Below are 22,960 nucleotides of genomic sequence, written 5' to 3'. Positions count from 1 at the left end.
TCAACGTTAAATTTAACTAAATCCGGACAATATACTGCAAATTTCGTACTACACTTCGAACTTCTTATACTTTACGTAAATTTTTACCTATACCCTCGTATACAGGTAAAACGCTATAAAAGCTAAAAGAAACTATGGCAGTACAAGACAACGGCACACGCGAGAAAAATCCGAACCTCATGGAGAATCTGATGGGGTATATTGATACCCGGATAGACATCATACGGCTTGAGATACAGGAGAAACTGAAGGCTGCTTTCGTGGGCGCCATACATGGGGCCTTGCTAGGCTTCGCCGCCTTCATGAGCTTGATCTTCGTTAACATCTTCATCGGTCTGCTCCTAAACCACCTGCTCGACAGCTCTTTCTGGGGCTTTGGCATCGTAGCCCTGTTTTACGTCATTATGCTGGTAGTGCTCTTGATAGGTTTAGACAAAAAGGCGTTCCAGGGCATCGCAGACAAGACCTTTGACAACACCATCTATAAATCAGACAAACGAGAGAAACATATATGAGCGAGTTATCCAATCCTATTTTCAACAACGAGCGGGAGTTTTTGGAGCGGCAGAAGGAAGAGTACAAAAATGCCCTGATGGGCGATGTAGACCAGATAAAAACGCACGGCCAGGAAATCGGCAAGAAAGCCGCAATGGCTGGCGGCGTGTTACTAGCCGGCTACCTGGTCAAGCGCATGTTCAGCGGCGGCAAGAAAAAAGACAAGACCGCCAAGAAAGGGAAAAACAAGAAATCCCGCACCCCGGATGAGCAACCGGCTGTCGTGCACGTGGTTTCTACCCCCGTGATTGATTACGACTCGATTGTGCATGAACAGGAAGACGGCTATACCCTATCCTCTGAGCGCATGCCTCACGCCAGCAGCAGCACGCCACCTGAAGCAAAAGAAAAATCGGCCAAAAATAGCGTGCTGGACTCTCCCGTGGCCAAAGTGCTGACACAGCAGGCCATGGCGTTCCTGCTGGTGTATGCTGGCAAAAAGCTGGAAGAATACCTCGAAAGTGTTTCTGAAAATCACGATATTGCCGATAAGCCTGCAGTAGAGGTGACTGAGATAGAGACAACCGAGTATATCGTTCCAAAAGAGGATGCCATTTAACAACCTTCACCAAAAAAAGCATACTACCACAGGCAGGAAGCACTTTGCAGTGCTGCTCGACCCCGACAACCTGACAACGGCCTCCTGCCTGCACTTACTTGACATAGCCGCCTCGCACCCGGTTGATTACTTCTTTGTGGGCGGCAGCCTCATCACCACTGACAACCAGGCCAGCCTGGTGCAGCTCTTGAAAGCCCACACTACTACCCCTGTTATCCTTTTCCCGAGCAATAGCCAGCATATCGATCGAAGCGCTGATGGCATTTTGCTTCTTTCCCTGATTTCAGGCCGCAACCCCGACTTCCTGATCGGCCAGCACGTAGTTTCGGCTCCGGCGCTAAAAGCCAGCCAACTGCAGGTATACCCCACCGGTTATATGCTGATTGACACCGGACGCCAGACAACGGCGTCCTATATGAGCGGCACGATGCCTATCCCTTACGATAAGCCTGCTATTGCCGCCTGTACCGCCATGGCCGGTGAACTGCTGGGCCTGCAGTATATTTACCTGGATGGCGGCAGCGGTGCCTACAAACCGGTTTCTGCGGAGATGATAACTGCTGTGCGCGAGGCTGTGGAAGTGCCCTTGATTGTGGGGGGAGGGATTAATACGGCAGAAAAGGCAAAAATTGCCCTGGAGGCTGGTGCTGATGTGGTCGTGATTGGGAACCATATAGAAAAAAACCCCGGCTTTCTGGCCGAGGTTTCTTCACTTGTCTCTTCTTATAATGTTGCCTTAGATGTTCATCGCTGATTCGCGACGACGCATCTTGCCGGCAGGTATACCAAACATCATCTTGAAACGACGGCAGAAGTAAGCGGTGTCTTTGTAGCCCACCTCTTTGCCGATCTCGCGGATGCTCTTCTTCGTGGTGCGAAGCAGGAACACGGCGCGCTCCATGCGCTGGTATTCAATATAGTCCTGTGGGTTAATGCCGGTCAGCATTTTGAAATACTGGCCCACATAATCCTCTGACACGTTTGCAACGTTAGACAGCACTTTGTTAGACAAGTCACCCCCAATGTTCTCCTTTATGTAGTTGAACAGGTCGATGAGGCGAGGGTCCTTGAAGTAGGTGCTGTTTGTCGCCAGCTGCTCCACGAACATTCTGTTACGCAAGATGTGGCGTACGATTTCCACTACAATCTGCTCGGTGTACAGGTTAATCAAACGCTCTTTTCCTGGCAGCTCCTGCATGTTCTCTTCCACCACTTTGATCACCAGGTTGGCGAGCTTGTTGTTGTTCGAGATCAGGAATGCCGGCAGGTCCAGTGATGCGAAGAAGTTTACCGAATCAAACACTTTTGCCTCGAAGCTCACATAGCTGTGGCTCTCTTCGGCATCACCGATCAGGTCCAGGTCGTTGTTGCTCTTGAAGAACTTCTCCCTGTTCGTGATCAAGTCGTCGTTTGTGATAGACTTACCTCCGTTTGAAGGCCCGTAGGTAACTTTTGTGCTGCGGCCACCCGGAATGAATAGAAGTTCCCCTTCTTCTACCATTTGCTCCTCGTCGCCGAAAAAGATACTACCCTTATGCAGCAGAATCAAATTGTTACCAACATCGTAGTAGTTGCGCACCGTAAACGGCTGCTGCAACACCAGATTTTTAGCTTTAATGAACCGCACCCCAAGCGACTCAATAATTTTATTGTAATCTTCCATGTATGTTACCAACTAACTTTTATACTATTAACCCTAAAATTTGGCTCAAAGCTAAGATTTATCTTTATAAAATTCAATAAAAAGCAGAATTTAAATTTTAATTAGAAAAAACATATCTAAACTTTAAACATCAGGTTTACAGCAATTTAACAAAAAAATTACTTCAATAATTCTCTTGATATTACTATTTTTTGAATTTCTGAAGTGCCTTCGTAGATCTGCGTGATCTTTGCGTCGCGCATGAGTCGCTCTACATGGTACTCTTTTACGAAGCCATAACCGCCATGTACCTGCACCGCTTCTATGGTAGTATCCATGGCTACTTTAGACGCAAAAAGCTTGGCCATTGCCCCAGATTTGGCATAATCCTGATGCATGTCCTTGTCGTAGGCAGCCTGCAAGCAAAGCAAACGGGCAGCCTCAATGTTTGTTGCCATATCCGCCAGTTTAAACTGTATGGCCTGGTGGTTGGCGATCTCTGTTCCGAACGCCTTGCGCTCTTTGGCGTACTTTACCGCTAACTCATACGCACCGGAGGCAATGCCCAGGGCCTGTGAGGCGATACCGATACGTCCGCCTGCCAACGTGGACATGGCGAACTTAAAGCCGAACCCGTCTTCGCCGATGCGGTTTTCCTTTGGTACCTTCACGTCAGTGAACATCAGCGAGTGGGTGTCTGACCCCCGGATACCCAGCTTGTTCTCCTTAGTGCCAACCACAAACCCTTCCATGTCGCGCTCTACAATCAGGGCGTTTATACCCCGGTGCTTCTTTTCTGGGTTTGTCTGGGCAATCACAATGTATACAGAAGCCGAGTTGCCATTCGTGATCCAGTTCTTAGTGCCGTTCAGCAGGTAGTAATCACCCTTGTCTTCGGCAGTGGTGCGCTGCGATGTGGCATCAGAACCGGCTTCCGGCTCCGACAGGCAGAAGGCACCGATGATCTCGCCAGTGGCCAAACGCGTCAGGTACTTCTGCTTCTGCTCCTCCGTGCCGTAGGTTTCGATTCCCCAACATACCAAAGAGTTGTTAACAGACATGACCACCGAGGCCGAGGCGTCAACTTTAGAGATTTCTTCCATGGCCAGTACATAAGACACGGCATCCATGCCGCCTCCGCCGTATTTAGGGTCCACCATCATACCCATAAAACCAAGCTCACCCATTTTCTTGATTTGCTCCGCAGGAAACTTCTGGTGCTCATCGCGCTCAATCACGCCGGGCAATAGTTCGGTTTGTGCAAACTCGCGCGCAGCTTCCTGCACCGCCAGTTGTTCTTCTGAAAATTGGAAATTCATATCCAGTTATATGTAGAAAGGTTCAGTTAATAAAATTTAATACAAATCTAGGAAATCAACTGTATTAATTAAATACAATATAAAATTTCTCTTGCCTTTGCCGGGCTTTCTCCATTTTACGAGACAAACAGCCCGCAGGGGCTACTAAAAACAAAGCGCTGCCTATACATAGTACAGGCAGCGCTTCTTATCAATCCGTCAGATTGAGTGCATCTTTAGTCGCGGCGACCCATTAATAGCGACACATAATACAATAGCGTAGCCAGCGAACCCAAAGCTGCCACTACATACGTTAAGGCAGCCCACTTCAGGGCGTCTTTCGCCATCCCGTGCTCCTGCGCCGTCACAATGCCTCGGCTGTCAATCCAGGCCAGGGCACGCTTACTAGCATCAAACTCCACCGGCAGCGTTACAAAGCTGAAAATGGTAGTCAGGCCAAAGAGCGCTACTCCAATGGTTAAAGGCAACGGCGTGGTCTGCAGCATGAGGATACCGATCAGGATAATCCACTGCATGTAACGCGATGCGATACTCAGCGCCGGCACCATGGCCGAACGGAACTTCAGGAAGCTGTATGCCTTGGCATGCTGTACCGCGTGGCCACATTCGTGGGCCGACACCGCCGCCGCCGCCGCGCTCCGGGCTTCATATACATACTCGCTCAGGTTCACGGTTTTGTCAGCGGGGTTATAATGGTCCGTTAGGCGGCCTGCCACAGACATAACGCGCACATCCGTGATTCCATTATCCGCCAGCATCATCTCCGCGATCTCGCGGCCACTCAGCCCTGAGCTCAACGGCGTCTGGGAGTACTCCTTGAATTTACTTTTCAACCGCCAGCTCACCCACATACTGACGAGCATAAAAACGATACCTATGAAATATATACCTAACATGGCTTTTTATGAATTTATTGTTGATTTAACTGCTTTTCTATTTTCTTTATGATGCTGGTAGTGGAATAGCCTTTTACCAAGGGTACGGTCTCTACTTTGCCGCCCCTGGCTTTAACTACTTTGTGGCCCACAATGTTTTCTATGGTGTAATCATCCCCTTTTACCAGTATGTCTGGCTGAACTGCCTCTATCAATTCTAAAGGCGTATTTTGATCGAACAGCACTACGGCATCTATAAACAAAAGAGATGCCATGATTCTGGCCCGTGACATTTCGTCCTGAAGCGGCCTGGCAGGTCCTTTTATACGGCTGATAGAGGCATCTGTATTCAGGCCCAACACCAGTTTGTTGCCAAGCTGTCGGGCTTTTTCAAGGTAATCGACATGGCCGAGGTGCAGCAAATCGAAACAGCCGTTTGTGAACACGATTTTATCGCCTTGGCTGCGCCATTCGGCTATCTGTTCCAGGAGCTGGGGAAGGGAGAATATCTTATCTGTTGAGTTCATGGTGCTCTGCATTTGCCTGGGTAAACCGCATGCCCATGCTGCCATTAGGCCGCAGCATACTTCCCATAAAGCTAAGCACTCCCATCAGAACAACCAAAAGAGTTTGCGAGGTATGCGCCAGTAGGGCGTAGGCCATGCCGGCTTCCTTCGGAACACCATACAGTAACAGCGTGGCCTGCACCAGCAGGTGGTATACCCCAATGCCGCCCTGCACAGGGGCGGCCATACCCAGGCTACCCACCACCAATACCGAAAGGGCTGCCCCCCAGGACAAGTTTGCAGTGGCAGGAAGCGCAAAGAACACGACCAGGCTCATACCATAGTACATACCCCACACAAATACGGTGTGACCCCAGAAACTTGCCTGGTTCTCTATTTTCGTGATGCTGAACACACCCTTCAGCATGCCTTTCACAAAAGAGGTGGCCTTCTTGAAATAAGTGTTCCGGCGCAGTTTATTTAAATAACGCAACCCAAGCGCCAGCAGCACCCCTGTTGAAAGCAGCAAGGCCCAAAACACCCAGTAAAGTGCGCCGAGCGTATGCTCCATGCTGCTGTACTTGTCAGAGAACAGCTCCAGGAAAAACTCCTGAATGCGGCCAAATTCGATTAGGAAGGCAAGCCCGATGGCACAGAGCAGCATCACGCCGTCTATGATCCGCTCGGCTACCACCGTCCCGAAGCCCGTATTGACCGGCACCTCATCCGTGCGGCGCAGCATGCTGCAGCGCACCACTTCGCCCAGGCGCGGCAGCACCAGGTTAGCCAGGTAGCCAATCATCATGGCATTGTAGGTATTCAGCAGCGAGGGGGTATGGCCGGTGGGCTTAATCTGCATTTGCCAGCGGATGGCGCGGCTCAGGTATGCCAGCACGCCAAAAATCAGCGACACCAGCACCCAGCCGTAATTGGCACGCAGAAACTCTGCCCACATTTTCTCGAAGTCCAGTTCTTTAAGTGCATACCACATCAAAAATGCAGACACACCCAGCAACACAACGGACTTCAAGACTGAGAGCAGCTGTTTCTTCATGAATAGGGTTTATACCAGCCGGTTGTGCTGATCGGGGAACACAAGCGTAGGCGTATGGTTTTTGGCATCCTCGAACTTGATGCTGCAGTAAGAAATGATGATCACGATATCACCCACCTGCACTTTGCGGGCAGCAGGCCCGTTCAGGCAGATCGTGCCGGTGCCGCGCTCGCCTTTGATGACATACGTCTCGAAGCGCTCGCCGTTATTGATGTTCACAATCTGCACTTTCTCGTTTTCCACCACATTGGCGGCATCCATCAGGTCTTCATCAACAGTGATGCTGCCAACGTAATGCAGTTCGGCCTGTGTTACCTTGCAACGGTGAATTTTGGATTTTAAAACCTCGATATACATGGTTTGATTTGTAATAATGCGCAAAGGTAGAGAATTGGCAGCATATTAACTATCAACTACGCACTGCCAACGAGCGTCCGATTACGCAACAACCTAGGCTTCGTTTAAATTCACCACCAGGTTGTCAATCAGGCGGACAGGCCCTACCATGGCTGCCAGGCACAGGGCCACTTCATTTGCATCGTGCACATCTTCCAAAGGCTGCAAGGTAGCCGGGTGGGCTATCTCAAAGTACTCTAGTTGCACCTCCTCCAGCGGGCGCAGGTAATCATGCACCTCAGCCTTAATAGCTGCTACAGGCTTTTGCTTCAGTTGTTCTCTGGCCAGTAAAAGCGCCTGGTGCAGGTGCGGAGCTACTTTCCGTTGAGACGCGCTTAACCGGGTGTTCCGCGATGACATTGCCAACCCGTCCTCCTCCCGCACCGTTGGGTAACACACCAGTTGCACATCAAAACTCAGGGTATGCACCAGTTGCCGCACAATGGCTACCTGTTGCAGGTCTTTCTGCCCAAAATAGGCGCGGTGCGGCTGCACCAGGTGGAACAGCTTGCTCACGATGGTGGCCACCCCATTAAAATGCCCTGGCCGGTGCTCTCCTTCCATTACCTGCTCCAAAGCCCCGAAACTAAACTGCAACAACGCGTGTTGTGAGGGGTATACTTCTTCTGCTTTTGGTACAAAAAGAATATCGCAGCCGACTGCTTTCAACAGCTGGCTGTCTTCTGCCAGCGTGCGGGGGTATAGGTTATAGTCGCTGGGGTTGTTGAACTGCGTCGGGTTTACGAAGATGCTACAGATCGTAACATCGTTATCCTGCGCGGCAGCCTGCAGCAGTTGCAGATGCCCTTGGTGCAAGGCACCCATGGTAGGCACAAAGCCAATGGTTTTGCCGCTACAGCGCAATGCTTGCACGCGTTCACGGATGGACTGAACCTGCTCTATAACTTCCATGTCGGTTTTACTTGTTTTGGGGATCACTAAAAGCCGGCAAAAGTAAGTTATACCATTTAAAATTGAAAATTAGAATAAAAATAACTAATTTTGCACGTCCCAATACTGTTGCTTTTTAAATTTTAACCACATATTCATGTCAAAACTGCGAATCTTATACGCCGCCACTGAGATCAACCCTTTCTTACAGACCACGAAAGTAGCCGAATTTCTTCAGACGCTACCGCAGGGTATGCAAGAGCGGGGAATGGAGATCCGCATTTTCGTGCCACGGTTTGGCTTGATCAACGAACGCAAGAACCGATTGCATGAAGTGGTACGCCTGTCGGGCATCAACATCGCTGTGGGTGATGATGAGAAACCGTTGGTAATTAAGGTAGCTTCTATTCCAAATGCAAAGCTACAGGTGTATTTTATTGACAACGAAGACTATTTTCATAGAAAATCTGTGTTTGTTGATAAAAACAACAAGTTTCATGCAGATAACGACGAGCGTGCTATCTTCTTTTGCAAGGGCGTGTTAGAAACAGTTAAAAAACTGGGATGGGCTCCAGACATTGTGCATTGCAACGACTGGATGACAGGTTTGATTCCGCTTTACCTGAAGACTACGTACAAGAAGGACCCTATTTTTAAGGATGCTAAGTCGATGTTCACGGTTTATAATTACGACTATACGCAGAAGTTCGACGAGGGCCTGCTGGACAAAGTGAAGATGCTGGATATTGACGACAGCATGCTGACCGAGCTTCAGTCAGCCGACTGCGATGGGTTTGTAAAGTGCGGCATGAAGTATGCGGACTCTGTGATTAAAACGAATGAGGACTTCGGCGATAGCATGAATGCCACATTCAATGAGTACATGAAAACAAAAAATATCAGTACTGTGTGCGCTGACGATACTTTGTTAGACTCTTATTATGAGCTTTATAACCAGTTAAGCAACTAGCCTGATCCAACGGTTATACTGATACAGGAGTAGAAATACATATATATTTTCGATAATAGGTACCTTTGGGGTGCCTATTATTATTTAAAGCCAATAATTATGTGTGGAATTGTAGCCTACGTAGGGCATAGAGAAGCCCTGCCCATTATTATAAAAGGATTAAAGCGCCTGGAGTACCGGGGGTATGACAGCGCCGGGGTGGCCCTTATGAACGGCTCCCTTAACATATATAAGAAAAAAGGGAAAGTAGCTGACCTAGAGGCGAGCCTTGCGCACGAGGAGGTACACGGCACCATTGGAATGGGCCATACCCGTTGGGCGACCCATGGCGAGCCAAATGATGTAAACGCGCACCCGCATTACTCCACCTCCGGCAATATCGCCATCATCCATAACGGTATCATCGAAAACTACGGTTCGCTGAAGAAACTGCTGTTAGACAAAGGGCATACCTTTAAGTCTGACACCGACTCCGAGGTATTTATCAACCTGATCGAGGATATCCGAACGAACAACCATTGCTCTTTGCCTGAGGCGGTACGCCTGGCGATGCACGAAGTGGTAGGTGCTTACGCGATTGTAGTGTTAGCACAGGATAGCCCAAACCAACTAATTGCTGCGCGTAAAGGAAGTCCGTTGGTAGTGGGCATTGGCGAAGGAGAGTTCTTCCTGGCTTCAGATGCTACTCCCATTATTGAATATACTAACGATGTAGTATACCTGAATGACTATGAATTGGCGGTCATCAACGACGGCCAGTTGGATATCCGCACCAAGGAGGACGTACAGCAAACCCCTTACGTGCAACGTTTGGAAATGGCGCTCGAGTCGATTGAGAAAGGCGGCTATGAGCACTTCATGCTGAAAGAGATCTTTGAGCAGCCGCGCTCTATCCTGGACAGCATGCGCGGCCGTATGGTGCCGGAGAGCAACCAACTGATGATGAGCGGCATCCGGGAGTATGAGAATAAGTTTGCGAAGGCAAAACGCATCATCATTGTGGCTTGCGGTACGTCCTGGCATGCCGGACTTGTGGCTGAGTACCTGATAGAGGATCTGGCCCGCATTCCGGTAGAAGTGGAGTATGCCTCTGAGTTCCGTTATCGCAATCCTATCATTAATGAGAAGGATATTGTGATAGCGATTTCTCAATCCGGTGAGACAGCCGATACGCTGGCGGCCCTGGAGCTTGCCAAGTCGAAAGGCGCCACGATATTCGGCATCTGCAACGTGGTGGGCTCGTCCATCGCCCGCGCCACCGATGCCGGTGCTTATACCCATGCCGGCCCGGAGATTGGCGTTGCCAGCACCAAGGCCTTTACGGCACAGGTAACTGTACTCACGCTGATCGCCATGATTATCGGCAGCAAGCGCGGCAACCTGGAGACAACCGCCCTACACCGCTTGATGGTGGAACTCGAGACAATTCCGGCCAAAGTGGAGGAAGCCCTGAAACTGAACGACCAGATTGTGGAGATTGCTAAAGTGTTCAAGGACGCGACCAACTTCCTGTACCTGGGCCGGGGTTATAACTTCCCGGTGGCACTGGAAGGCGCCCTGAAGCTGAAAGAGATCTCCTATATCCATGCGGAAGGTTACCCTGCCGCAGAAATGAAACACGGCCCTATCGCGCTGATTGATGAGCAGATGCCGGTGGTGGTGATTGCTACCAAGGATAGCTCTTATGAGAAGATCGTGTCCAACGTGCAGGAAGTGAAGGCGCGCAAAGGAAAGGTGATTGCCGTGGTGACGGAAGGCGATAACATCATCCCATCGATGGCAGATTACGTAATCGAGATCCCGGAGACGAGCGAACCACTGATGCCGTTGCTGTCGGTGATTCCGCTACAACTGCTGTCATACCACATCGCTGTGATGCGCGGCTGTAACGTAGACCAACCGCGTAACCTGGCAAAATCTGTGACAGTGGAATAAGGCATTGCCATACACCTCAAACAAAGCAGGCTGCCCAAACAGGCAGCCTGCTTTGTTTGATAGGCTGTTCCGTTTAGAAGCGCTCGCCTTTCAGGTACTTGGTTTTCAGTAAAGGGCATATTTTATACCGCTCATCCCTGGTGTCTTCGTACACTGCCTGCAAAACTTCATACACCTTGTCTACGCCTATCTGATTGGCCCACTCAAAAGGACCTTTAGGGTAGTTCGTGCCTAGTTTCATGCCGGCGTCAATATCTGCTACACTGGCTGTCTGCTCTTGGAGGGTATAACAGGCTTCGTTTATGATCATGCAAACCATACGGGGCGTCACCATACCCACTCTATCGGCCACTAACAGGTACGCTGTGCCTAACGCGTCACAAACTTCTTTTAATTGGAGCTCGTGCTCCTGGTCCAGCAAACTCACTTCCAGCACCGGTCGGTTAAATAACGTTGGTAAGCCATTAAACCCGATTAGAGTGCAGGGATCCTGCAGGCCTGCCTCTTTAACCAGTGCCGCCAGCTGTATTGTTACGGCATGGCAGAACACTACCTGGCCTGGTGCATATTGCGTGAGCCGCTCAGGTTGCCGGTGCAACAAAAAGTCGAACACTACATCCGTAGCCCGCAATTGCTCATCCTGCAGGCTCAGGTGGCTCAGGAAAGTGAAGGAGGGGCCGGCATGCTCTTCCGGGAACTTCTGCCTGAACTCTGCGGCCATTTCCGGGCCTGACACAACAACTATATGCATATTTTTTGAGTACTTTTGATAGTAAAGATACAATATAAAACGAATCTGAACATGGCACACACCATTATCAACTCAGCGAAGGCACCGGCCCCGATTGGCCCTTACAGCCAGGCCACCATGGCGAATGGCACCTTATACGTATCGGGTCAGATAGGCCTGAACCAGGAAAGCGGCAATCTGGTAAACGATACCATCGAGAACGAAACGCACCAAGTAATGAAAAACCTGGAAGCCATTTTAGCGGAGGCCGGGATGGGGTTCGAGCACGTCCTGAAGTGCACTATCTTCGTGAAGGACCTAAACAACTTTGGCCGCATCAACGAAACGTACGGCAGCTATTTTGCCAGCAACCCGCCTGCCCGCGAAACCGTGGAGGTAAGCCGGCTGCCCAAGGACGTTAATGTGGAGATTTCCTGCATCGCGTTACTATAGCCTTGGTTTATACCATCAGCAGGGCGTAACTAAAAAGCTATACCCTGCTGATTTACCGGCTCTCTACGCTTAGATATTGGCGCCCTGTGAAGCCTTCTCGTCTCCCTCCTCGCCCGCTGTTTCATCTTCGACGGATGGCTCCTCTATTAGCAGATTCGGGTCGGTGTTCACAGCGGAATTGCCCACTTCTACCTGCTTCCGGATAACGCGCACGGCATACTCTGTGGGGTAGATGTTATACCCATACTTGCGGGAGTAGACAAAAGTGAAAACAGCCCCGAAAAAGATGATTTGGGAAGTGAAGAAAACCCAGGTCAAAATAACCACCACCGAACCCGCCGCCCCATACACAGAGCCTACATCATTCTTGCCGAGATAAAAGCCGATCAGCCCCCGGAACAGCACGAACAACACAGAAGTCACCACCGCACCCACCCATACATCGCGCCACTTAATTTTAGCATCAGGCAGAAATTTATAGATACAGGCGAACAGGAAGGACATGAGCACCAGCGCCGAGACAAGGTTGGCAACATGAATGACGTATAGAATCCAATCAGAGAAGCGCGCGGTCAGGAAATCGCCGATGGCGACCAGGATGGCATTGGCCAGCAAAGAGAGCAGCAGCACCACCGCAATGGTTAGGATCATACCGAAGGAAAGGAAGCGGTCGAGCACCAACTTTAAATAACCATGCTTCGGCTTGGGCTTCACATACCAGATCTCGTTCAACGAGTCCTGCAAGGATATGAAAACGCCGGTTGCGGCCACAAACAAGGCAATCAGGCCCACCATCGCTGCTAGGCTCACGTCCGAGAACCTGTTCACGTTCTCTACCATCTTCTGCACCGAATAAGCCCCTTCCGACCCGATTAACTCTTTGATGCGGTAGTATATCTCGCCCGACACGGCTTGCTGCCCAAAGAAATACCCCCCCGCACTGATGATGATGATAAGCATCGGCGGAAGGGCAAAAATAGTGTAATACGCCAACGCAGCACCCTTTTGCCAGGAGTTGTTCTCCATAAACTCCTGCCAGGTTTCTTTTAGCAGGCACCATACAATCATCAATCGGCTTCGTACCATAGCTGCCTGGGGGCTTCTTTATTAAGCAGATACGGAATTATCTGATTATGTTTCTAAAGAATTAGCTTTCAGCATGCTACCCTGATCGATGCCGAGCCGCCTTTGCTGGAAGAGCATTAACCGAATAGAACTTTATTTTGTACCTTTGTGCCAAATTTGAAGGTTCCGAATCAGACATATTTTCATGGAAAGAGAAGTTAGAGTACGTTTTGCCCCCAGCCCAACCGGGCCTCTTCATATAGGCGGTGTGCGCACAGCCCTTTACAACTACCTGCTGGCCCGTAAAACAGGCGGCAAAATGATCCTCCGCATCGAGGATACCGACCAAAACCGCTTTGTGCCTGGTGCCGAAGACTATATCCGCGAGTCGCTGGCTTGGTCTGGTATTGAGTTGGACGAAAGCCCCTGGAAAGGCGGCCCGTACGCACCATACCGCCAGTCGGAGCGCAAGCCCATGTATATGCAGTATGCCATGCAGCTCATCGAGAGCGGGCATGCCTACTATGCCTTCGACACAGCGGAGGAACTGGAGGAAATGCGCGAGCGGCTGAAGGCAGCCAAGGTGGCCACGCCGCAGTACAACGCCATCACCCGCATGACGATGAAGAACTCCCTTACCCTGCCAGAGGATGAGGTGAAGCGCCGCCTGGAGTCCGGCGACCCTTACGTGATCCGCCTGAAGGTGCCACGCAAAGAGGAAGTTCGTTTGAAGGACATGATCCGTGGTTGGGTGATGGTACACTCTTCCGCCATCGACGATAAGGTATTGATGAAGTCGGATGGCATGCCGACCTACCACCTGGCCAACATTGTGGATGATCATTTGATGGAAATCACGCATGTGATCCGGGGTGAGGAGTGGTTGCCGTCTGCGCCGCTGCACGTGCTGCTATACCGTTACCTGGGCTGGGAAGACACCATGCCTGAGTTTGCCCACCTGCCCCTGCTGCTGAAGCCGGACGGAAATGGCAAGCTGAGCAAGCGCGATGGCGACAAACTAGGCTTCCCGGTGTTTCCACTGCGCTGGACTGACCCGAACACGGGCGAAGTGTCTTCGGGCTATCGCGAAGCAGGGTATCTGCCAGAGGCTTTCACTAACTTCCTTGCCTTCCTGGGCTGGAACCCGGGCACGCAGCAAGAGCTGTTCACCATGGAAGAGTTAATTAAGGAATTCTCTGTGGAGCGCATCGGCAAGTCCGGCACGCGTTTCGACATACAGAAAGCGCGCTGGTTTAACGAGCAGTACCTGCGTGCCAAGCCAGACAGCGAGCTGGCCGATTACCTGTTGCAGGCTCTGGCCGAGCACGATATCACTGCCTCGCATGAGAAGGCCGAGAAGATTGCGGGGTTGATGAAGGAGCGCGTAAGCTTCCCGCAGGATTTCTGGCAGGAGGCGAAATACTTCTTCATCGCCCCAACAGAGTATAGCGATAAGGTTGCTTCCAAGAAATGGAACAGCCCGTCGGTTGCCGTTTTCGAGGACTTTAAAAACGAGTTGCCTGCTCTGGAGGACTTTAACGCCGATACGGTAAAAGAGCTTTTGAACGGCATTTTGGAGCGCCACGGCATGAAGCTGGGACAGGTGATGCAGGCGCTGCGCCTGGCCGTGACTGGCGCCGAGGCTGGCCCGGACCTGATGCAAATCATCGAGGTGATTGGCCGCGAGGAAACCGCTCAGCGCATTGGCACCGCCATCGACAAGCTAAGCACTTACGCTGCCGTCTAACTCTGGCAGGACATCATTAACTAAAAGGCTAGCCGTAGTGGCTAGCCTTTTTTGTTGCAGCGCTTTCGCCTGGATGCAACAAATTGCCCTGACTTAGCCTATACAACAAGGTATAAACCTGAACAACCATGGCTAAGAATAAAAAAGAAAGCAAAAGCAGCAAGAAGAAGTCGAAGGTGCACAAGGACCTGGAGGGCTTTGAGATAAAGGTGAACGAGCACGGCGAGATCATCTCAAATTACAGCATCGACAAGATAAACGAGTTCCTGAACCGCAACGTGGAAGACAAGAAGCTGGTGAAACGCGATGCCGCCGAAAAGGCCAAGCGCGAGGAGGAAGAGGCATACCACATAGAAGAGGGCGAAGAAGTAGAGGAAACGGATGAGGACTTTGTGCGGAGCACCAGTGCCGTGTCAGAAGAGGAAGATGACAAAGGCTTGCCCAAAGCCCGTCGCAAGAAAGGCAGCCCAGAGGAGGAGGATGAAGACGACGAGGATTAACCGTAATGGTGATTTATAGCGCTGAGGTGACAAAAATTGCTTCTCATCTATATTTAGAGAGCAATATAGTCGTTTTGAGAGAAACCAATCTTTAACCTACCTATCTGATAACTATGATCAATTCGCACGAAATCGATTACAAGATTTATGGAAACGACATCCAGGTGCTGGAAGTGGAACTGGACCAGAACGAAACCGTGATCGCTGAGGCGGGCGCCATGGTATATATGGAAGAGGGCATCGACTTTCAGGCCAAAATGGGCGACGGCTCTAACCCAAACCAGGGTTTCTTCGGCAAGCTGGTCTCAGCGGGCTCCCGCATGATCACGGGCGAGTCGCTGTTTATGACGCACTTTACGCACCGGGGCTATGGCAAGAGCCGTGTGGCTTTTTCGGCTCCCTATCCCGGCACCATCCTCCCCATCGACCTGCGCCAAATGCGCAATAACAGCCTGATCACCCAGAAGGACGCATTTCTGGCAGCCGCACTCGGCACCAAGCTGAGCATCCACTTTAACCAGCGGATTGGCTCCGGATTCTTCGGCGGCGAGGGCTTTATACTGCAGCGCATGCAAGGCGACGGCATGGCGTTTATACATGCCGGCGGCACCGTGGTGGAGAAACAACTGAACAACCAAACCTTGCGCGTAGACACAGGTTGTGTGGTAGCGTTTGAAGAGGGTATAGATTTTAGCGTGCAGCGGGCTGGAGGCCTGAAATCAATGATTTTTGGCGGCGAGGGTATTTTCCTGGCTACCCTGCGCGGCACTGGCCGGGTATGGCTGCAGTCGATGCCAGTGAAGAAGCTCATTGAAGCGTTGATGCCACGCGGCGAGAACACCAACAAAGAAGGCGGTATGTTTAGCAGCTTTATGGAGTAACAGGCAGGCGGAACCGACAATTCTATACCAAGCCAGGCATAGCTAGTAGCTAGCATAACAAAGGGGGCATTAAAGCCCCCTTTATCATTTACTCACTCTCAAACCAATCTATCTTAAGCCCTTAGCTGTCCCACGTCATCATTTCACCGCGCTCCTCGTTTTTTAGACATTGCGCAAGCGTTTTCTCGTCGTAGGCTAAGCCGTATTGCTTCAGTACATCCTCCGGAACGCCATCCCAGGCGTTGGGCGTGTTGCCCTTGTAATTCATATCCTCGATCCCTATTTTGCTCGTGAAAAACCCTGTGGCTGTGAGGTTGCGCATTTGGTTGAAGAACGTAACACCCTGGCTGTTCTCCGGTGCGGCTTTCTCGGGGTATGCGATCAGGTCAACCAATGCTAACTGTTGCACCTTACTGGCTTCCACAAACGGCTTCCCGAACATTTTATTCGATTTCGTATCTAGCCAACGCAGGCCGCCCCGCATCGGGAGCTGGTTTTCAGGCCTGTCTTTCACGATAAACTCAATAAAATCTGGCACTCCGGCATCAGCGGCACTCCCTGAGCGGCCGTCTGCAGGAATGATAATGTTGCTGAGCACCGTGATGGTAGCCATCTCCGCTTTCGTGAAGAACTGCTCCTCCATCAGGCGGGCATCCCGCTCCTTCTCTTCTTCAGTGCGGCCATAAGCATCAGACCTGGCATCCGACTTAATTGCCTTCGGGCTCTTTTCTTCGGTTATCACACTGTCGCAGCCAACCAGCAGGGAGCCTGCGCCTAACGAGCCAATGGCTAAAAATTTCAGGGATTCTCTTCTGTCCATCATATCGTATCTGCTTTTAGACTATATTTTGCTTTTTTACCTGGTCCATCAAATACTCAGAGGCCCGCATTGACAGGGCCATGATCGTCCAGGTAGGGTTTTTATCTGCCTGCGACACGAACGGGCCGCCATCTACCACAAACAGGTTCTTCACCTCGTGGGCCTGGCAGAATTTGTTCAGCACCGAGCGCTTGGGGTCGTTACCCATGCGGGTAGTACCCACCTCGTGTATGATCCTTCCAGGGTTTTCGAGGCCGTACTTTCTGTCTGCCCCAGGCTTGTCGCCCAGTGCCACCCCGCCCATCGCGTCAATGATGCTCTCGAAGGTGTCGTGCATGTGCTTGGCCTGCTTTATCTCGTGGTCGCTCCAGGTATAATTAAAGCGCAACACTGGTATACCGTATTTATCCACTACGCTCGGGTCGATCTCGCAGTAATTGTCTTCGCGGGCAATGCATTCGCCGCGGCCTGCAAAGCCTACGTTGGCACCATAAAATCTGCGGTAATCATCTTTCAGGGAGGCGCCATACCCTCCTGCCTGCTTTATTTGTCCGTCGCGGCCTCCGTACTTTCCATTCAGGTTCTCAATGCCCGAACCGAAGCCATAGGCTGGCATACCCATACCCCCGCCATACTCAATGTGGTAGCCACGGGCAAAGTCGAGCTTTTTGTTGTCGAGCCACCATGGCGTATACACATGCATTCCCCCTACACCATCCTCGTTGTAACGCTTGCGGTCCATGAGGTGGGGTATAAAAGCACTGCGGGAGGCACCGGTAGAATCGTGCAGGTACTTGCCCACCATGCCGCTGGAGTTAGCCAAGCCGTCCGGGTGCTGTTCTGATTTAGAGTTAAGCAAAAGCCGGGCAGACTCGCAGGCACTGGCGGCCAGCACGATTACCTTGCCGTTCACCTGATACTCCTGCATGTCTGTTTTGTCGGTATACAAAATCCCGGTGGCTTTACCCGATTTGTCCGTGAGCACCTCGCGGGCCATGGCATTGGTGTATACCTCTACGTTGCCTGTGTTTCGGGCAGGCTTCACAAGGCAGGTAGAGGATGAAAAATCGGCATGCGCAGAGCAACCGCGCCCGCACTGCCCGCAGAAGAAGCAGGCGCCTCGGTCTTTGTTGATTGGCCGGGTCAGCATGGATTTACGCGCCGGAATGACCGGGATGCCGATTCCCGTAGCCGCTTTCTTGATCATTAGTTCATGTAGGCGCGGCTTGGGGGGCGGCAGGAAGTACCCGTCGGGGTCGTTCACCAAGCCTTCGTTTGTGCCGAAAACGCCCACCATTTTGTCTACACGGTCATAATAGGGTTTGATATCCGCATAGGAGATCGGCCAGTCATCTCCCAGGCCGTCCATGCTCCTGCGCTTAAAGTCGTGCGGGCCGAAGCGCAACGAAATACGCCCCCAATGGTTGGTACGCCCGCCCATCATCCGAGCCCGAAACCAATCGAATTCAGTGCCTTTGTTTTTGGTGTATGGCTCTCCATCAAGCTCCCACCCTCCGTAGGCGGCATCAAAATCTCCAAAAGCGCGTGTCGTGTTGGCTCCTCTCCTAGGCGATTGGTAAGACCACTTTAATTGGGTTTGCTGCTCTGGGTCTGCTGGGTCGTAATCTGGGCCTGCCTCGAGCAGCGCCACCTTTACGCCAGCCTCAGAAAGTATTTTCGCAGCCATGCCGCCGCCTGCTCCCGAACCCACGATCACTACATCGTATACCTCGCCTTTCTTTTTAATCTGGAATGCCATAAGGTTGATTATTTGGTCTATTACCGAATTAAGATCATCAAACAAGTGCGGCTATGCTAAATTGATTTAGCTATGTTAATTTAGTTACACTGAAGTCATGCTTGCCTATGTTACTTGCTTGGCCGATCAGTTGTGAAGGGCCGCTGCTTTATTGTAGCAAGACAGACGATGTATCAATAGCAAAAAAAGAGTGATTAACCGCTTACAAATGCTAAATATAAAAACATATTACTATAACACAAGAGGCATTCTTAATTTTTAGCTTTTCTCTTCCGATAAAAGATCATATAATTGAGGAAGGAATTTAAAACGGCTACACCGCTTTAAGTGAATGCGCAGTATTGAAATGAGCGTTGATGGGTTTGCTAGCTAGTGACGAGTCGAATAAAAAGGAGAATGGTTTCGCTGCTTGACAGTTGCTCAGGACATAAGGAGGCAATAGGAGTTGCAGGCTTCAAGGCCACAGCATATATACACCGTGGCTTTGAAGCTTGCATTAACTTAGGCATTCAGTAGTTGCAGGACTTCCTCCAGGTATTCGCGGGTGTTGCTCAGGCGTGGGACCTTGTTCTGGCCACCAAGTTTGCCTTTGCTACGCAGCCAGTTCATAAAGGTCTCTTTAGGGGCCGCATGCACCAATGGCTCCTGCAGGGCAATATCATTCTGCCGTTTGGCATCATAGTCTGAGTTCACCTCCCGAAGGGTCTCGTCCAGCACCTGTGTAAAACGGGCCAGGCTATCCGGCTCTTTCTCAAACTCGATTACCCACTCGTGGCCTCCGCGCTTGCCACTTTCCATGTACATCGGAGCGGCTGTGAAGTTAGTGATCACGGCGCCGGTGGCCTGGCAGGCCTTCGTGATGGCCTCCTCCGCATTCTCCACAATCACCTCCTCGCCAAAGGCGTTGATGAAGTGCTTGGTGCGGCCCGATATTTTAATGCGGTATGGGTTGATGCTGGTAAAGCGTACCGTGTCGCCGATTTTATAGCGCCACAGGCCTGCATTAGTCGAGATTACGAGAGCATAGTTTTTATCCAGTTCAACTTGGTCCAGCGTCAGGGTTTGAGGTTGTTCCTCCTCAAACTGGTCCATCGGGATAAACTCATAGTAAATGCCATAGTCCAGCATCAGCAGCATTTCGTCTTCGGTGCCTGCCTGGTCCTGTATCCCAAAGAAGCCCTCAGAGGCATTGTATACCTCCAGGTAATTCATCTTGCCGGAAGGTATGAGATCACGGAAAAGCTGGCGATAAGGGCCGAAAGCCACCGCGCCGTGTGTGAACAGCTCCAGGTTCGGCCATACCTCCAGGATGTTATCCTTGCCGGTCACCTCCAGGATGCGCTTCAGCAGCACGTACGTCCAGGTGGGCACGCCACTCATGCTCGTCACGTTCTCCTCTACCGTTAACTCCACCATCTTCTCGATTTTCTCCTCCCACTTGTCCATCAGCGCGACTTTAAGGGGCGGGGTGCGCATAGCTTCTGCCCAAATCGGAAGGTTCTGCATGATCACCGCCGACACGTCTCCGCACGACACCTTGGAATTAACCTCGCTTGGGCGATGGCTACCGCCGATAGAAAGGCCTTTGCCTGAGAAAAGTTTTGTTTCGGGGTATAGGTTAACGTAAATGGAGAGCATGTCCTTGCCTCCTTTGTAGTGGCAATCGTCCAGCGACTCGGGGCTGACAGGGATGAACTTGCTGCGGGCATTGGTGGTGCCGGACGATTTGGCGAACCACTCGATCTTACTTGGCCAGAGCAGGTTTTGCTCCCCCTTCATCACGCGTTCTATGTACGGGAACAGCCCTTCATAGTCACTAATGGGTACCCGCTCCTGAAACTCGCGCACCGACAGGTTATCTTTGTAGCCGTATTTCTTGCCCCATTCCGTGTCTTTGGCTGTGCTGATCAGGTTCTGAAACAGCTCTGCCTGCACTTCATGCGGGTATTTTCGGAACAGATCAATGTCATGGATGCGTTTTTTCATCACCCACGTCACGATAGAGTTTATTATTTCCAAGGGTAAGACTTGATTGTTAGTTGCTAATTGTTAATTGATTTGATGCTATACGTTCAAATTGTCATTTGTTAGCTTTATCAAACCATTTATCATCCGAGGCAGCTGTTGTAATACAGCAAAGATATGCTCATACTCCTCCTGCTGAAGTAGTTTCCTAACGCGGCATTTTTCATTCCAGTCCAGACATTCATAAATGGAGCCTCTGGCGTAACGATAAAAGTTAATTTTATCCTTTTTCCCATACCTCCCGAAGCCCTCGGCAATGTTGGCAGAAATGCTGTCTACAGCCGTTACAAACTGCATCCCGATACTTTTCTTAGCGAAGTAATCCCACCGCTCTACCTTTGCCCAAACATAGTTGCTTAAGTTAAACGCTGATTTATAAACGTCCAGATCATTGAGCTGAAGATGCTTTTTCTCTTGCATGAATAGTGCATACGGAAAAAACAATTAACAATTAGCAATTTTATACCTTCCGCTTCAACTCGAAGTGCTTGCCGAGGTATACGCGGCGTACCTGCTCGTCGGCGGCCAGCTCTTCGGCGGTACCGGATTTCAGGATCTTGCCTTCGAACAGCAGGTAAGCGCGGTCAGTGATGGAGAGGGTCTCGTTTACGTTGTGGTCGGTGATCAGGATGCCGATGTTCTTACTCTTAAGTTTGGCCACGATGCTCTGTATCTCTTCCACCGCAATGGGGTCTACCCCGGCGAATGGCTCGTCCAGCAGCACGAACTTAGGGTCTACGGCCAGGGCGCGGGCAATTTCGGTGCGGCGGCGCTCACCACCCGACAGCACAATGCCCTTGTTCTTGCGCACGTGCGTCAGCGAGAACTCCTCTAGCAATGCTTCTACTTTCTCGTGCTGCTCTTGCTTGGGCAGGTCCGTCATTTCCAGCACCGCCATAATGTTCTCCTCCACTGTCAGTTGCCGGAACACCGATGCTTCCTGCGCCAGGTAGCCTACCCCCTTTTTGGCCCGCTTATACATCGGCAGGTTAGTGATGTCTTCTTGATCGAGGAATATTTTTCCTGTGTTTGGCTTTACCAGCCCCACTATCATGTAGAAGGAAGTAGTTTTACCGGCTCCGTTAGGACCCAACAAACCAACAATCTCCCCCTGGTTTACCTCCACGCTTACATCGTTCACAACAACGCGCGATTTATACTTCTTAATCAGGCTTTCTGCTCTTAGTATCATTGTGGCTAAATTACACATTAAGCCGGCATCCTGCAACGATTGCAGCGGCCACTCCTATAACGGGTTAAACAGAAATCCTACTATTTAAACTTATGTAACAATCTCTATAAACGTATAAATAAGTGTTGCACAAACAGTATATTATGGTTAACTTATAACTCGCTTGATATTAATCTTACTTTATATGCCATTGCCCCTACTCTTTTCGGTGTGTCAGAAGCTTGCTTTTTCTGGATTACTGCTTCTGGCAGGCTATGCCGGCACAACGCCGGTGCCTGAGGCCGTGCCTGCCCACGATGACACAGAGAATACCACTTCTGCCAAACGCACTACTGCCGCTACGTCAATAATAGGTATCGATGTGTCGCGTTGGCAGAAAGAAGTTAACTGGGCTTTGGTGAAGGAAGATCAGGTAGCGTTTGCGTTTGTGAAGGCGACCCAAGGCGATTTTCGCCAGGACCCGTATTTTCCCCGAAACTGGGAGGAGACCAAGCGCCACGGCATCAAGCGGGGAGCCTATCATTTTTACAAGCCGGAGGCCCCGGTGCAGTGCCAGATCGAACTGTTCACGAACTCTGTAGTGCTTGAGCCCGGCGATTTACCCCCGGTATTAGATGTAGAGGTATCAGACCCGCAAGTTAGCGCCTCGCAGCTACGGGCAGGTATAAAAACGTGGCTGGAGGGTGTTACAGCCCATTATGGCGTAAAACCAATCATCTATACCAGCCAAAACTATTACCGTCGCTACCTGCAGGGCCATTTCCAGGACTACCATTTCTGGATTGCCCGCTATAGCGCTGTGCAGCCCGAGGTACACCACACCGACAGTTGGATGTTCTGGCAGCACACCGACAGAGGCAGAATAACAGGCATCAATACAGCCGTAGACATGAACTTCTTTTTGGGTGATGTGGATGCCCTAAGCCAACTATGCATCCCTGACCTGGTAGCGCAGCAAACAAGCCCGCTGCAACAGCTTAAGCATATGTACCCGCAACCGTAGGTTTTGTTAATCGCGCTTCGTTGCTCGTTTTCCGAAGAAGCATTAAGAGGTATGCGCGGCGGGTTGCTGCTGTTGAAATAGAC

24 protein-coding genes are annotated in these 22,960 nt (G+C 50.8%); 10 read left to right on the top strand and 14 right to left on the bottom strand.

The features are described from left to right. The first annotated feature begins 134 nt into the window (after window positions 1–134). The 3 genes from ACXYMU_RS12080 to ACXYMU_RS12070 are packed head-to-tail and all read left to right on the top strand — an operon-like array spanning window position 135 to window position 1,868. Window positions 135–515, top strand: a complete 381-nt coding sequence (locus ACXYMU_RS12080; protein WP_458986650.1) for a phage holin family protein — start codon at window positions 135–137, stop codon at window positions 513–515. Beyond that, entirely contained in the window at window positions 512–1,114 is a 603-nt protein-coding gene (locus ACXYMU_RS12075; RefSeq protein ID WP_458986649.1) for a hypothetical protein, read from the top strand. The genes ACXYMU_RS12080 and ACXYMU_RS12075 overlap by 4 nt, the downstream gene beginning before the upstream one ends. Then, window positions 1,104–1,868, top strand: coding sequence for a phosphoglycerol geranylgeranyltransferase (locus tag ACXYMU_RS12070; protein WP_458986648.1), 765 nt, complete (start codon window positions 1,104–1,106; stop codon window positions 1,866–1,868). The genes ACXYMU_RS12075 and ACXYMU_RS12070 overlap by 11 nt, the downstream gene beginning before the upstream one ends. Here the strand turns inward: ACXYMU_RS12070 and ACXYMU_RS12065 are convergent. From ACXYMU_RS12065 to panC, 7 genes are all read right to left on the bottom strand, one after another. Then, complete coding sequence (locus ACXYMU_RS12065) at window positions 1,851–2,777, bottom strand: AraC family transcriptional regulator (protein ID WP_458986647.1); 927 nt, start codon at window positions 2,775–2,777, stop codon at window positions 1,851–1,853. The genes ACXYMU_RS12070 and ACXYMU_RS12065 overlap by 18 nt on opposite strands. A gap of 158 nt (window positions 2,778–2,935) precedes the next feature. After that, a complete protein-coding gene (locus tag ACXYMU_RS12060) occupies window positions 2,936–4,075 on the bottom strand; it encodes an acyl-CoA dehydrogenase (RefSeq protein WP_458986646.1) in 1,140 nt (379 codons plus the stop codon). 215 nt (window positions 4,076–4,290) lie between these two features. Beyond that, on the bottom strand, window positions 4,291–4,971 hold the full coding sequence (locus ACXYMU_RS12055) for a zinc metallopeptidase (RefSeq protein WP_458986645.1): 681 nt from the start codon (window positions 4,969–4,971) through the stop codon (window positions 4,291–4,293). A gap of 14 nt (window positions 4,972–4,985) precedes the next feature. Next, entirely contained in the window at window positions 4,986–5,477 is a 492-nt protein-coding gene (gene rfaE2 / locus ACXYMU_RS12050; RefSeq protein ID WP_458986644.1) for a D-glycero-beta-D-manno-heptose 1-phosphate adenylyltransferase, read from the bottom strand. Beyond that, on the bottom strand, window positions 5,461–6,510 hold the full coding sequence (locus tag ACXYMU_RS12045; RefSeq protein ID WP_458986643.1) for a lysylphosphatidylglycerol synthase transmembrane domain-containing protein: 1,050 nt from the start codon (window positions 6,508–6,510) through the stop codon (window positions 5,461–5,463). Before ACXYMU_RS12045 ends, rfaE2 begins: the two co-directional genes overlap by 17 nt. Window positions 6,511–6,519: 9 nt before the next feature. Next, the gene (panD, locus tag ACXYMU_RS12040; RefSeq protein WP_458986642.1) at window positions 6,520–6,867 is read right to left on the bottom strand and encodes an aspartate 1-decarboxylase; all 348 of its coding nucleotides are present in this window, start codon (window positions 6,865–6,867) and stop codon (window positions 6,520–6,522) included. A gap of 93 nt (window positions 6,868–6,960) precedes the next feature. Next, a complete protein-coding gene (gene panC, locus ACXYMU_RS12035; RefSeq protein WP_458986641.1) occupies window positions 6,961–7,818 on the bottom strand; it encodes a pantoate--beta-alanine ligase in 858 nt (285 codons plus the stop codon). Window positions 7,819–7,954: 136 nt separating this feature from the next. On the opposite strand from panC, the gene ACXYMU_RS12030 reads away from it, so the two are divergent. Both ACXYMU_RS12030 and glmS read left to right on the top strand, forming a co-directional pair. Then, window positions 7,955–8,767 carry a glycogen/starch synthase gene (locus tag ACXYMU_RS12030; protein ID WP_458986640.1) on the top strand — a complete coding sequence of 271 codons (813 nt, stop codon included), beginning with the start codon at window positions 7,955–7,957 and terminating at the stop codon, window positions 8,765–8,767. A gap of 99 nt (window positions 8,768–8,866) precedes the next feature. Then, window positions 8,867–10,702, top strand: coding sequence for a glutamine--fructose-6-phosphate transaminase (isomerizing) (glmS, locus tag ACXYMU_RS12025; protein ID WP_458986639.1), 1,836 nt, complete (start codon window positions 8,867–8,869; stop codon window positions 10,700–10,702). 73 nt (window positions 10,703–10,775) lie between these two features. Here glmS and ACXYMU_RS12020 read toward each other — a convergent pair whose 3' ends face one another. Then, window positions 10,776–11,453 carry a 3-hydroxyacyl-CoA dehydrogenase family protein gene (locus ACXYMU_RS12020; protein ID WP_458986638.1) on the bottom strand — a complete coding sequence of 226 codons (678 nt, stop codon included), beginning with the start codon at window positions 11,451–11,453 and terminating at the stop codon, window positions 10,776–10,778. 51 nt (window positions 11,454–11,504) lie between these two features. Here ACXYMU_RS12020 and ACXYMU_RS12015 point away from each other — a divergent pair, with 51 nt between their 5' ends. Continuing rightward, the gene (locus ACXYMU_RS12015) at window positions 11,505–11,885 is read left to right on the top strand and encodes a RidA family protein (RefSeq protein WP_458986637.1); all 381 of its coding nucleotides are present in this window, start codon (window positions 11,505–11,507) and stop codon (window positions 11,883–11,885) included. Window positions 11,886–11,954: 69 nt separating this feature from the next. Here the strand turns inward: ACXYMU_RS12015 and ACXYMU_RS12010 are convergent, their stop codons facing one another. Beyond that, window positions 11,955–12,971, bottom strand: a complete 1,017-nt coding sequence (locus ACXYMU_RS12010) for a YihY/virulence factor BrkB family protein (protein ID WP_458986636.1) — start codon at window positions 12,969–12,971, stop codon at window positions 11,955–11,957. Window positions 12,972–13,155: 184 nt separating this feature from the next. Between ACXYMU_RS12010 and gltX the strand changes: the two genes are divergently transcribed. From gltX to ACXYMU_RS11995, 3 genes are all read left to right on the top strand, one after another. After that, a complete protein-coding gene (gltX, locus tag ACXYMU_RS12005) occupies window positions 13,156–14,697 on the top strand; it encodes a glutamate--tRNA ligase (RefSeq protein ID WP_458986635.1) in 1,542 nt (513 codons plus the stop codon). Window positions 14,698–14,825: 128 nt separating this feature from the next. Continuing rightward, window positions 14,826–15,197 carry a hypothetical protein gene (locus tag ACXYMU_RS12000; RefSeq protein ID WP_458986634.1) on the top strand — a complete coding sequence of 124 codons (372 nt, stop codon included), beginning with the start codon at window positions 14,826–14,828 and terminating at the stop codon, window positions 15,195–15,197. Between the two features lie 116 nt (window positions 15,198–15,313). After that, window positions 15,314–16,078 (top strand): TIGR00266 family protein, encoded by a 765-nt coding sequence (locus ACXYMU_RS11995; RefSeq protein ID WP_458986722.1) that lies wholly within the window; start codon window positions 15,314–15,316, stop codon window positions 16,076–16,078. Between the two features lie 121 nt (window positions 16,079–16,199). On the opposite strand, the gene ACXYMU_RS11990 is transcribed toward ACXYMU_RS11995, so the two are convergent. The 5 genes from ACXYMU_RS11990 to lptB all read right to left on the bottom strand — a co-directional run bounded on the left by ACXYMU_RS11990 (window position 16,200) and on the right by lptB (window position 21,874). Continuing rightward, the gene (locus ACXYMU_RS11990; RefSeq protein ID WP_458986721.1) at window positions 16,200–16,898 is read right to left on the bottom strand and encodes a gluconate 2-dehydrogenase subunit 3 family protein; all 699 of its coding nucleotides are present in this window, start codon (window positions 16,896–16,898) and stop codon (window positions 16,200–16,202) included. 16 nt (window positions 16,899–16,914) lie between these two features. Then, window positions 16,915–18,657, bottom strand: coding sequence for a GMC family oxidoreductase (locus ACXYMU_RS11985; RefSeq protein WP_458986633.1), 1,743 nt, complete (start codon window positions 18,655–18,657; stop codon window positions 16,915–16,917). A gap of 501 nt (window positions 18,658–19,158) precedes the next feature. After that, window positions 19,159–20,676 (bottom strand): GH3 auxin-responsive promoter family protein, encoded by a 1,518-nt coding sequence (locus tag ACXYMU_RS11980; protein WP_458986632.1) that lies wholly within the window; start codon window positions 20,674–20,676, stop codon window positions 19,159–19,161. A 45-nt stretch (window positions 20,677–20,721) separates the two neighbouring features. Then, the gene (locus ACXYMU_RS11975; protein ID WP_458986631.1) at window positions 20,722–21,102 is read right to left on the bottom strand and encodes a four helix bundle protein; all 381 of its coding nucleotides are present in this window, start codon (window positions 21,100–21,102) and stop codon (window positions 20,722–20,724) included. Window positions 21,103–21,142: 40 nt separating this feature from the next. After that, window positions 21,143–21,874, bottom strand: a complete 732-nt coding sequence (lptB, locus tag ACXYMU_RS11970) for an LPS export ABC transporter ATP-binding protein (protein ID WP_458986630.1) — start codon at window positions 21,872–21,874, stop codon at window positions 21,143–21,145. A 184-nt stretch (window positions 21,875–22,058) separates the two neighbouring features. Between lptB and ACXYMU_RS11965 the strand changes: the two genes are divergently transcribed. Continuing rightward, window positions 22,059–22,877 carry a glycoside hydrolase family 25 protein gene (locus ACXYMU_RS11965; protein ID WP_458986629.1) on the top strand — a complete coding sequence of 273 codons (819 nt, stop codon included), beginning with the start codon at window positions 22,059–22,061 and terminating at the stop codon, window positions 22,875–22,877. Window positions 22,878–22,960: the final 83 nt, after the last annotated feature.

The sequence above is a fragment of the Pontibacter sp. CAU 1760 genome, assembly GCF_054482735.1.
This window is presented reverse-complemented; position numbering and strand designations above follow the sequence as displayed.

Coding starts and splice junctions, on each gene's coding strand:
- ACXYMU_RS12080 (WP_458986650.1), top strand. CDS start 135: ATGGCAGTACAAGACAACGGCACACGCGAGAAAAATCCGAACCTCATG.
- ACXYMU_RS12075 (WP_458986649.1), top strand. CDS start 512: ATGAGCGAGTTATCCAATCCTATTTTCAACAACGAGCGGGAGTTTTTG.
- ACXYMU_RS12070 (WP_458986648.1), top strand. CDS start 1,104: ATGCCATTTAACAACCTTCACCAAAAAAAGCATACTACCACAGGCAGG.
- ACXYMU_RS12065 (WP_458986647.1), bottom strand. CDS start 2,777: ATGGAAGATTACAATAAAATTATTGAGTCGCTTGGGGTGCGGTTCATT.
- ACXYMU_RS12060 (WP_458986646.1), bottom strand. CDS start 4,075: ATGAATTTCCAATTTTCAGAAGAACAACTGGCGGTGCAGGAAGCTGCG.
- ACXYMU_RS12055 (WP_458986645.1), bottom strand. CDS start 4,971: ATGTTAGGTATATATTTCATAGGTATCGTTTTTATGCTCGTCAGTATG.
- rfaE2 (WP_458986644.1), bottom strand. CDS start 5,477: ATGAACTCAACAGATAAGATATTCTCCCTTCCCCAGCTCCTGGAACAG.
- ACXYMU_RS12045 (WP_458986643.1), bottom strand. CDS start 6,510: ATGAAGAAACAGCTGCTCTCAGTCTTGAAGTCCGTTGTGTTGCTGGGT.
- panD (WP_458986642.1), bottom strand. CDS start 6,867: ATGTATATCGAGGTTTTAAAATCCAAAATTCACCGTTGCAAGGTAACA.
- panC (WP_458986641.1), bottom strand. CDS start 7,818: ATGGAAGTTATAGAGCAGGTTCAGTCCATCCGTGAACGCGTGCAAGCA.
- ACXYMU_RS12030 (WP_458986640.1), top strand. CDS start 7,955: ATGTCAAAACTGCGAATCTTATACGCCGCCACTGAGATCAACCCTTTC.
- glmS (WP_458986639.1), top strand. CDS start 8,867: ATGTGTGGAATTGTAGCCTACGTAGGGCATAGAGAAGCCCTGCCCATT.
- ACXYMU_RS12020 (WP_458986638.1), bottom strand. CDS start 11,453: ATGCATATAGTTGTTGTGTCAGGCCCGGAAATGGCCGCAGAGTTCAGG.
- ACXYMU_RS12015 (WP_458986637.1), top strand. CDS start 11,505: ATGGCACACACCATTATCAACTCAGCGAAGGCACCGGCCCCGATTGGC.
- ACXYMU_RS12010 (WP_458986636.1), bottom strand. CDS start 12,971: ATGGTACGAAGCCGATTGATGATTGTATGGTGCCTGCTAAAAGAAACC.
- gltX (WP_458986635.1), top strand. CDS start 13,156: ATGGAAAGAGAAGTTAGAGTACGTTTTGCCCCCAGCCCAACCGGGCCT.
- ACXYMU_RS12000 (WP_458986634.1), top strand. CDS start 14,826: ATGGCTAAGAATAAAAAAGAAAGCAAAAGCAGCAAGAAGAAGTCGAAG.
- ACXYMU_RS11990 (WP_458986721.1), bottom strand. CDS start 16,898: ATGGACAGAAGAGAATCCCTGAAATTTTTAGCCATTGGCTCGTTAGGC.
- ACXYMU_RS11985 (WP_458986633.1), bottom strand. CDS start 18,657: ATGGCATTCCAGATTAAAAAGAAAGGCGAGGTATACGATGTAGTGATC.
- ACXYMU_RS11975 (WP_458986631.1), bottom strand. CDS start 21,102: ATGCAAGAGAAAAAGCATCTTCAGCTCAATGATCTGGACGTTTATAAA.
- lptB (WP_458986630.1), bottom strand. CDS start 21,874: ATGATACTAAGAGCAGAAAGCCTGATTAAGAAGTATAAATCGCGCGTT.
- ACXYMU_RS11965 (WP_458986629.1), top strand. CDS start 22,059: ATGCCATTGCCCCTACTCTTTTCGGTGTGTCAGAAGCTTGCTTTTTCT.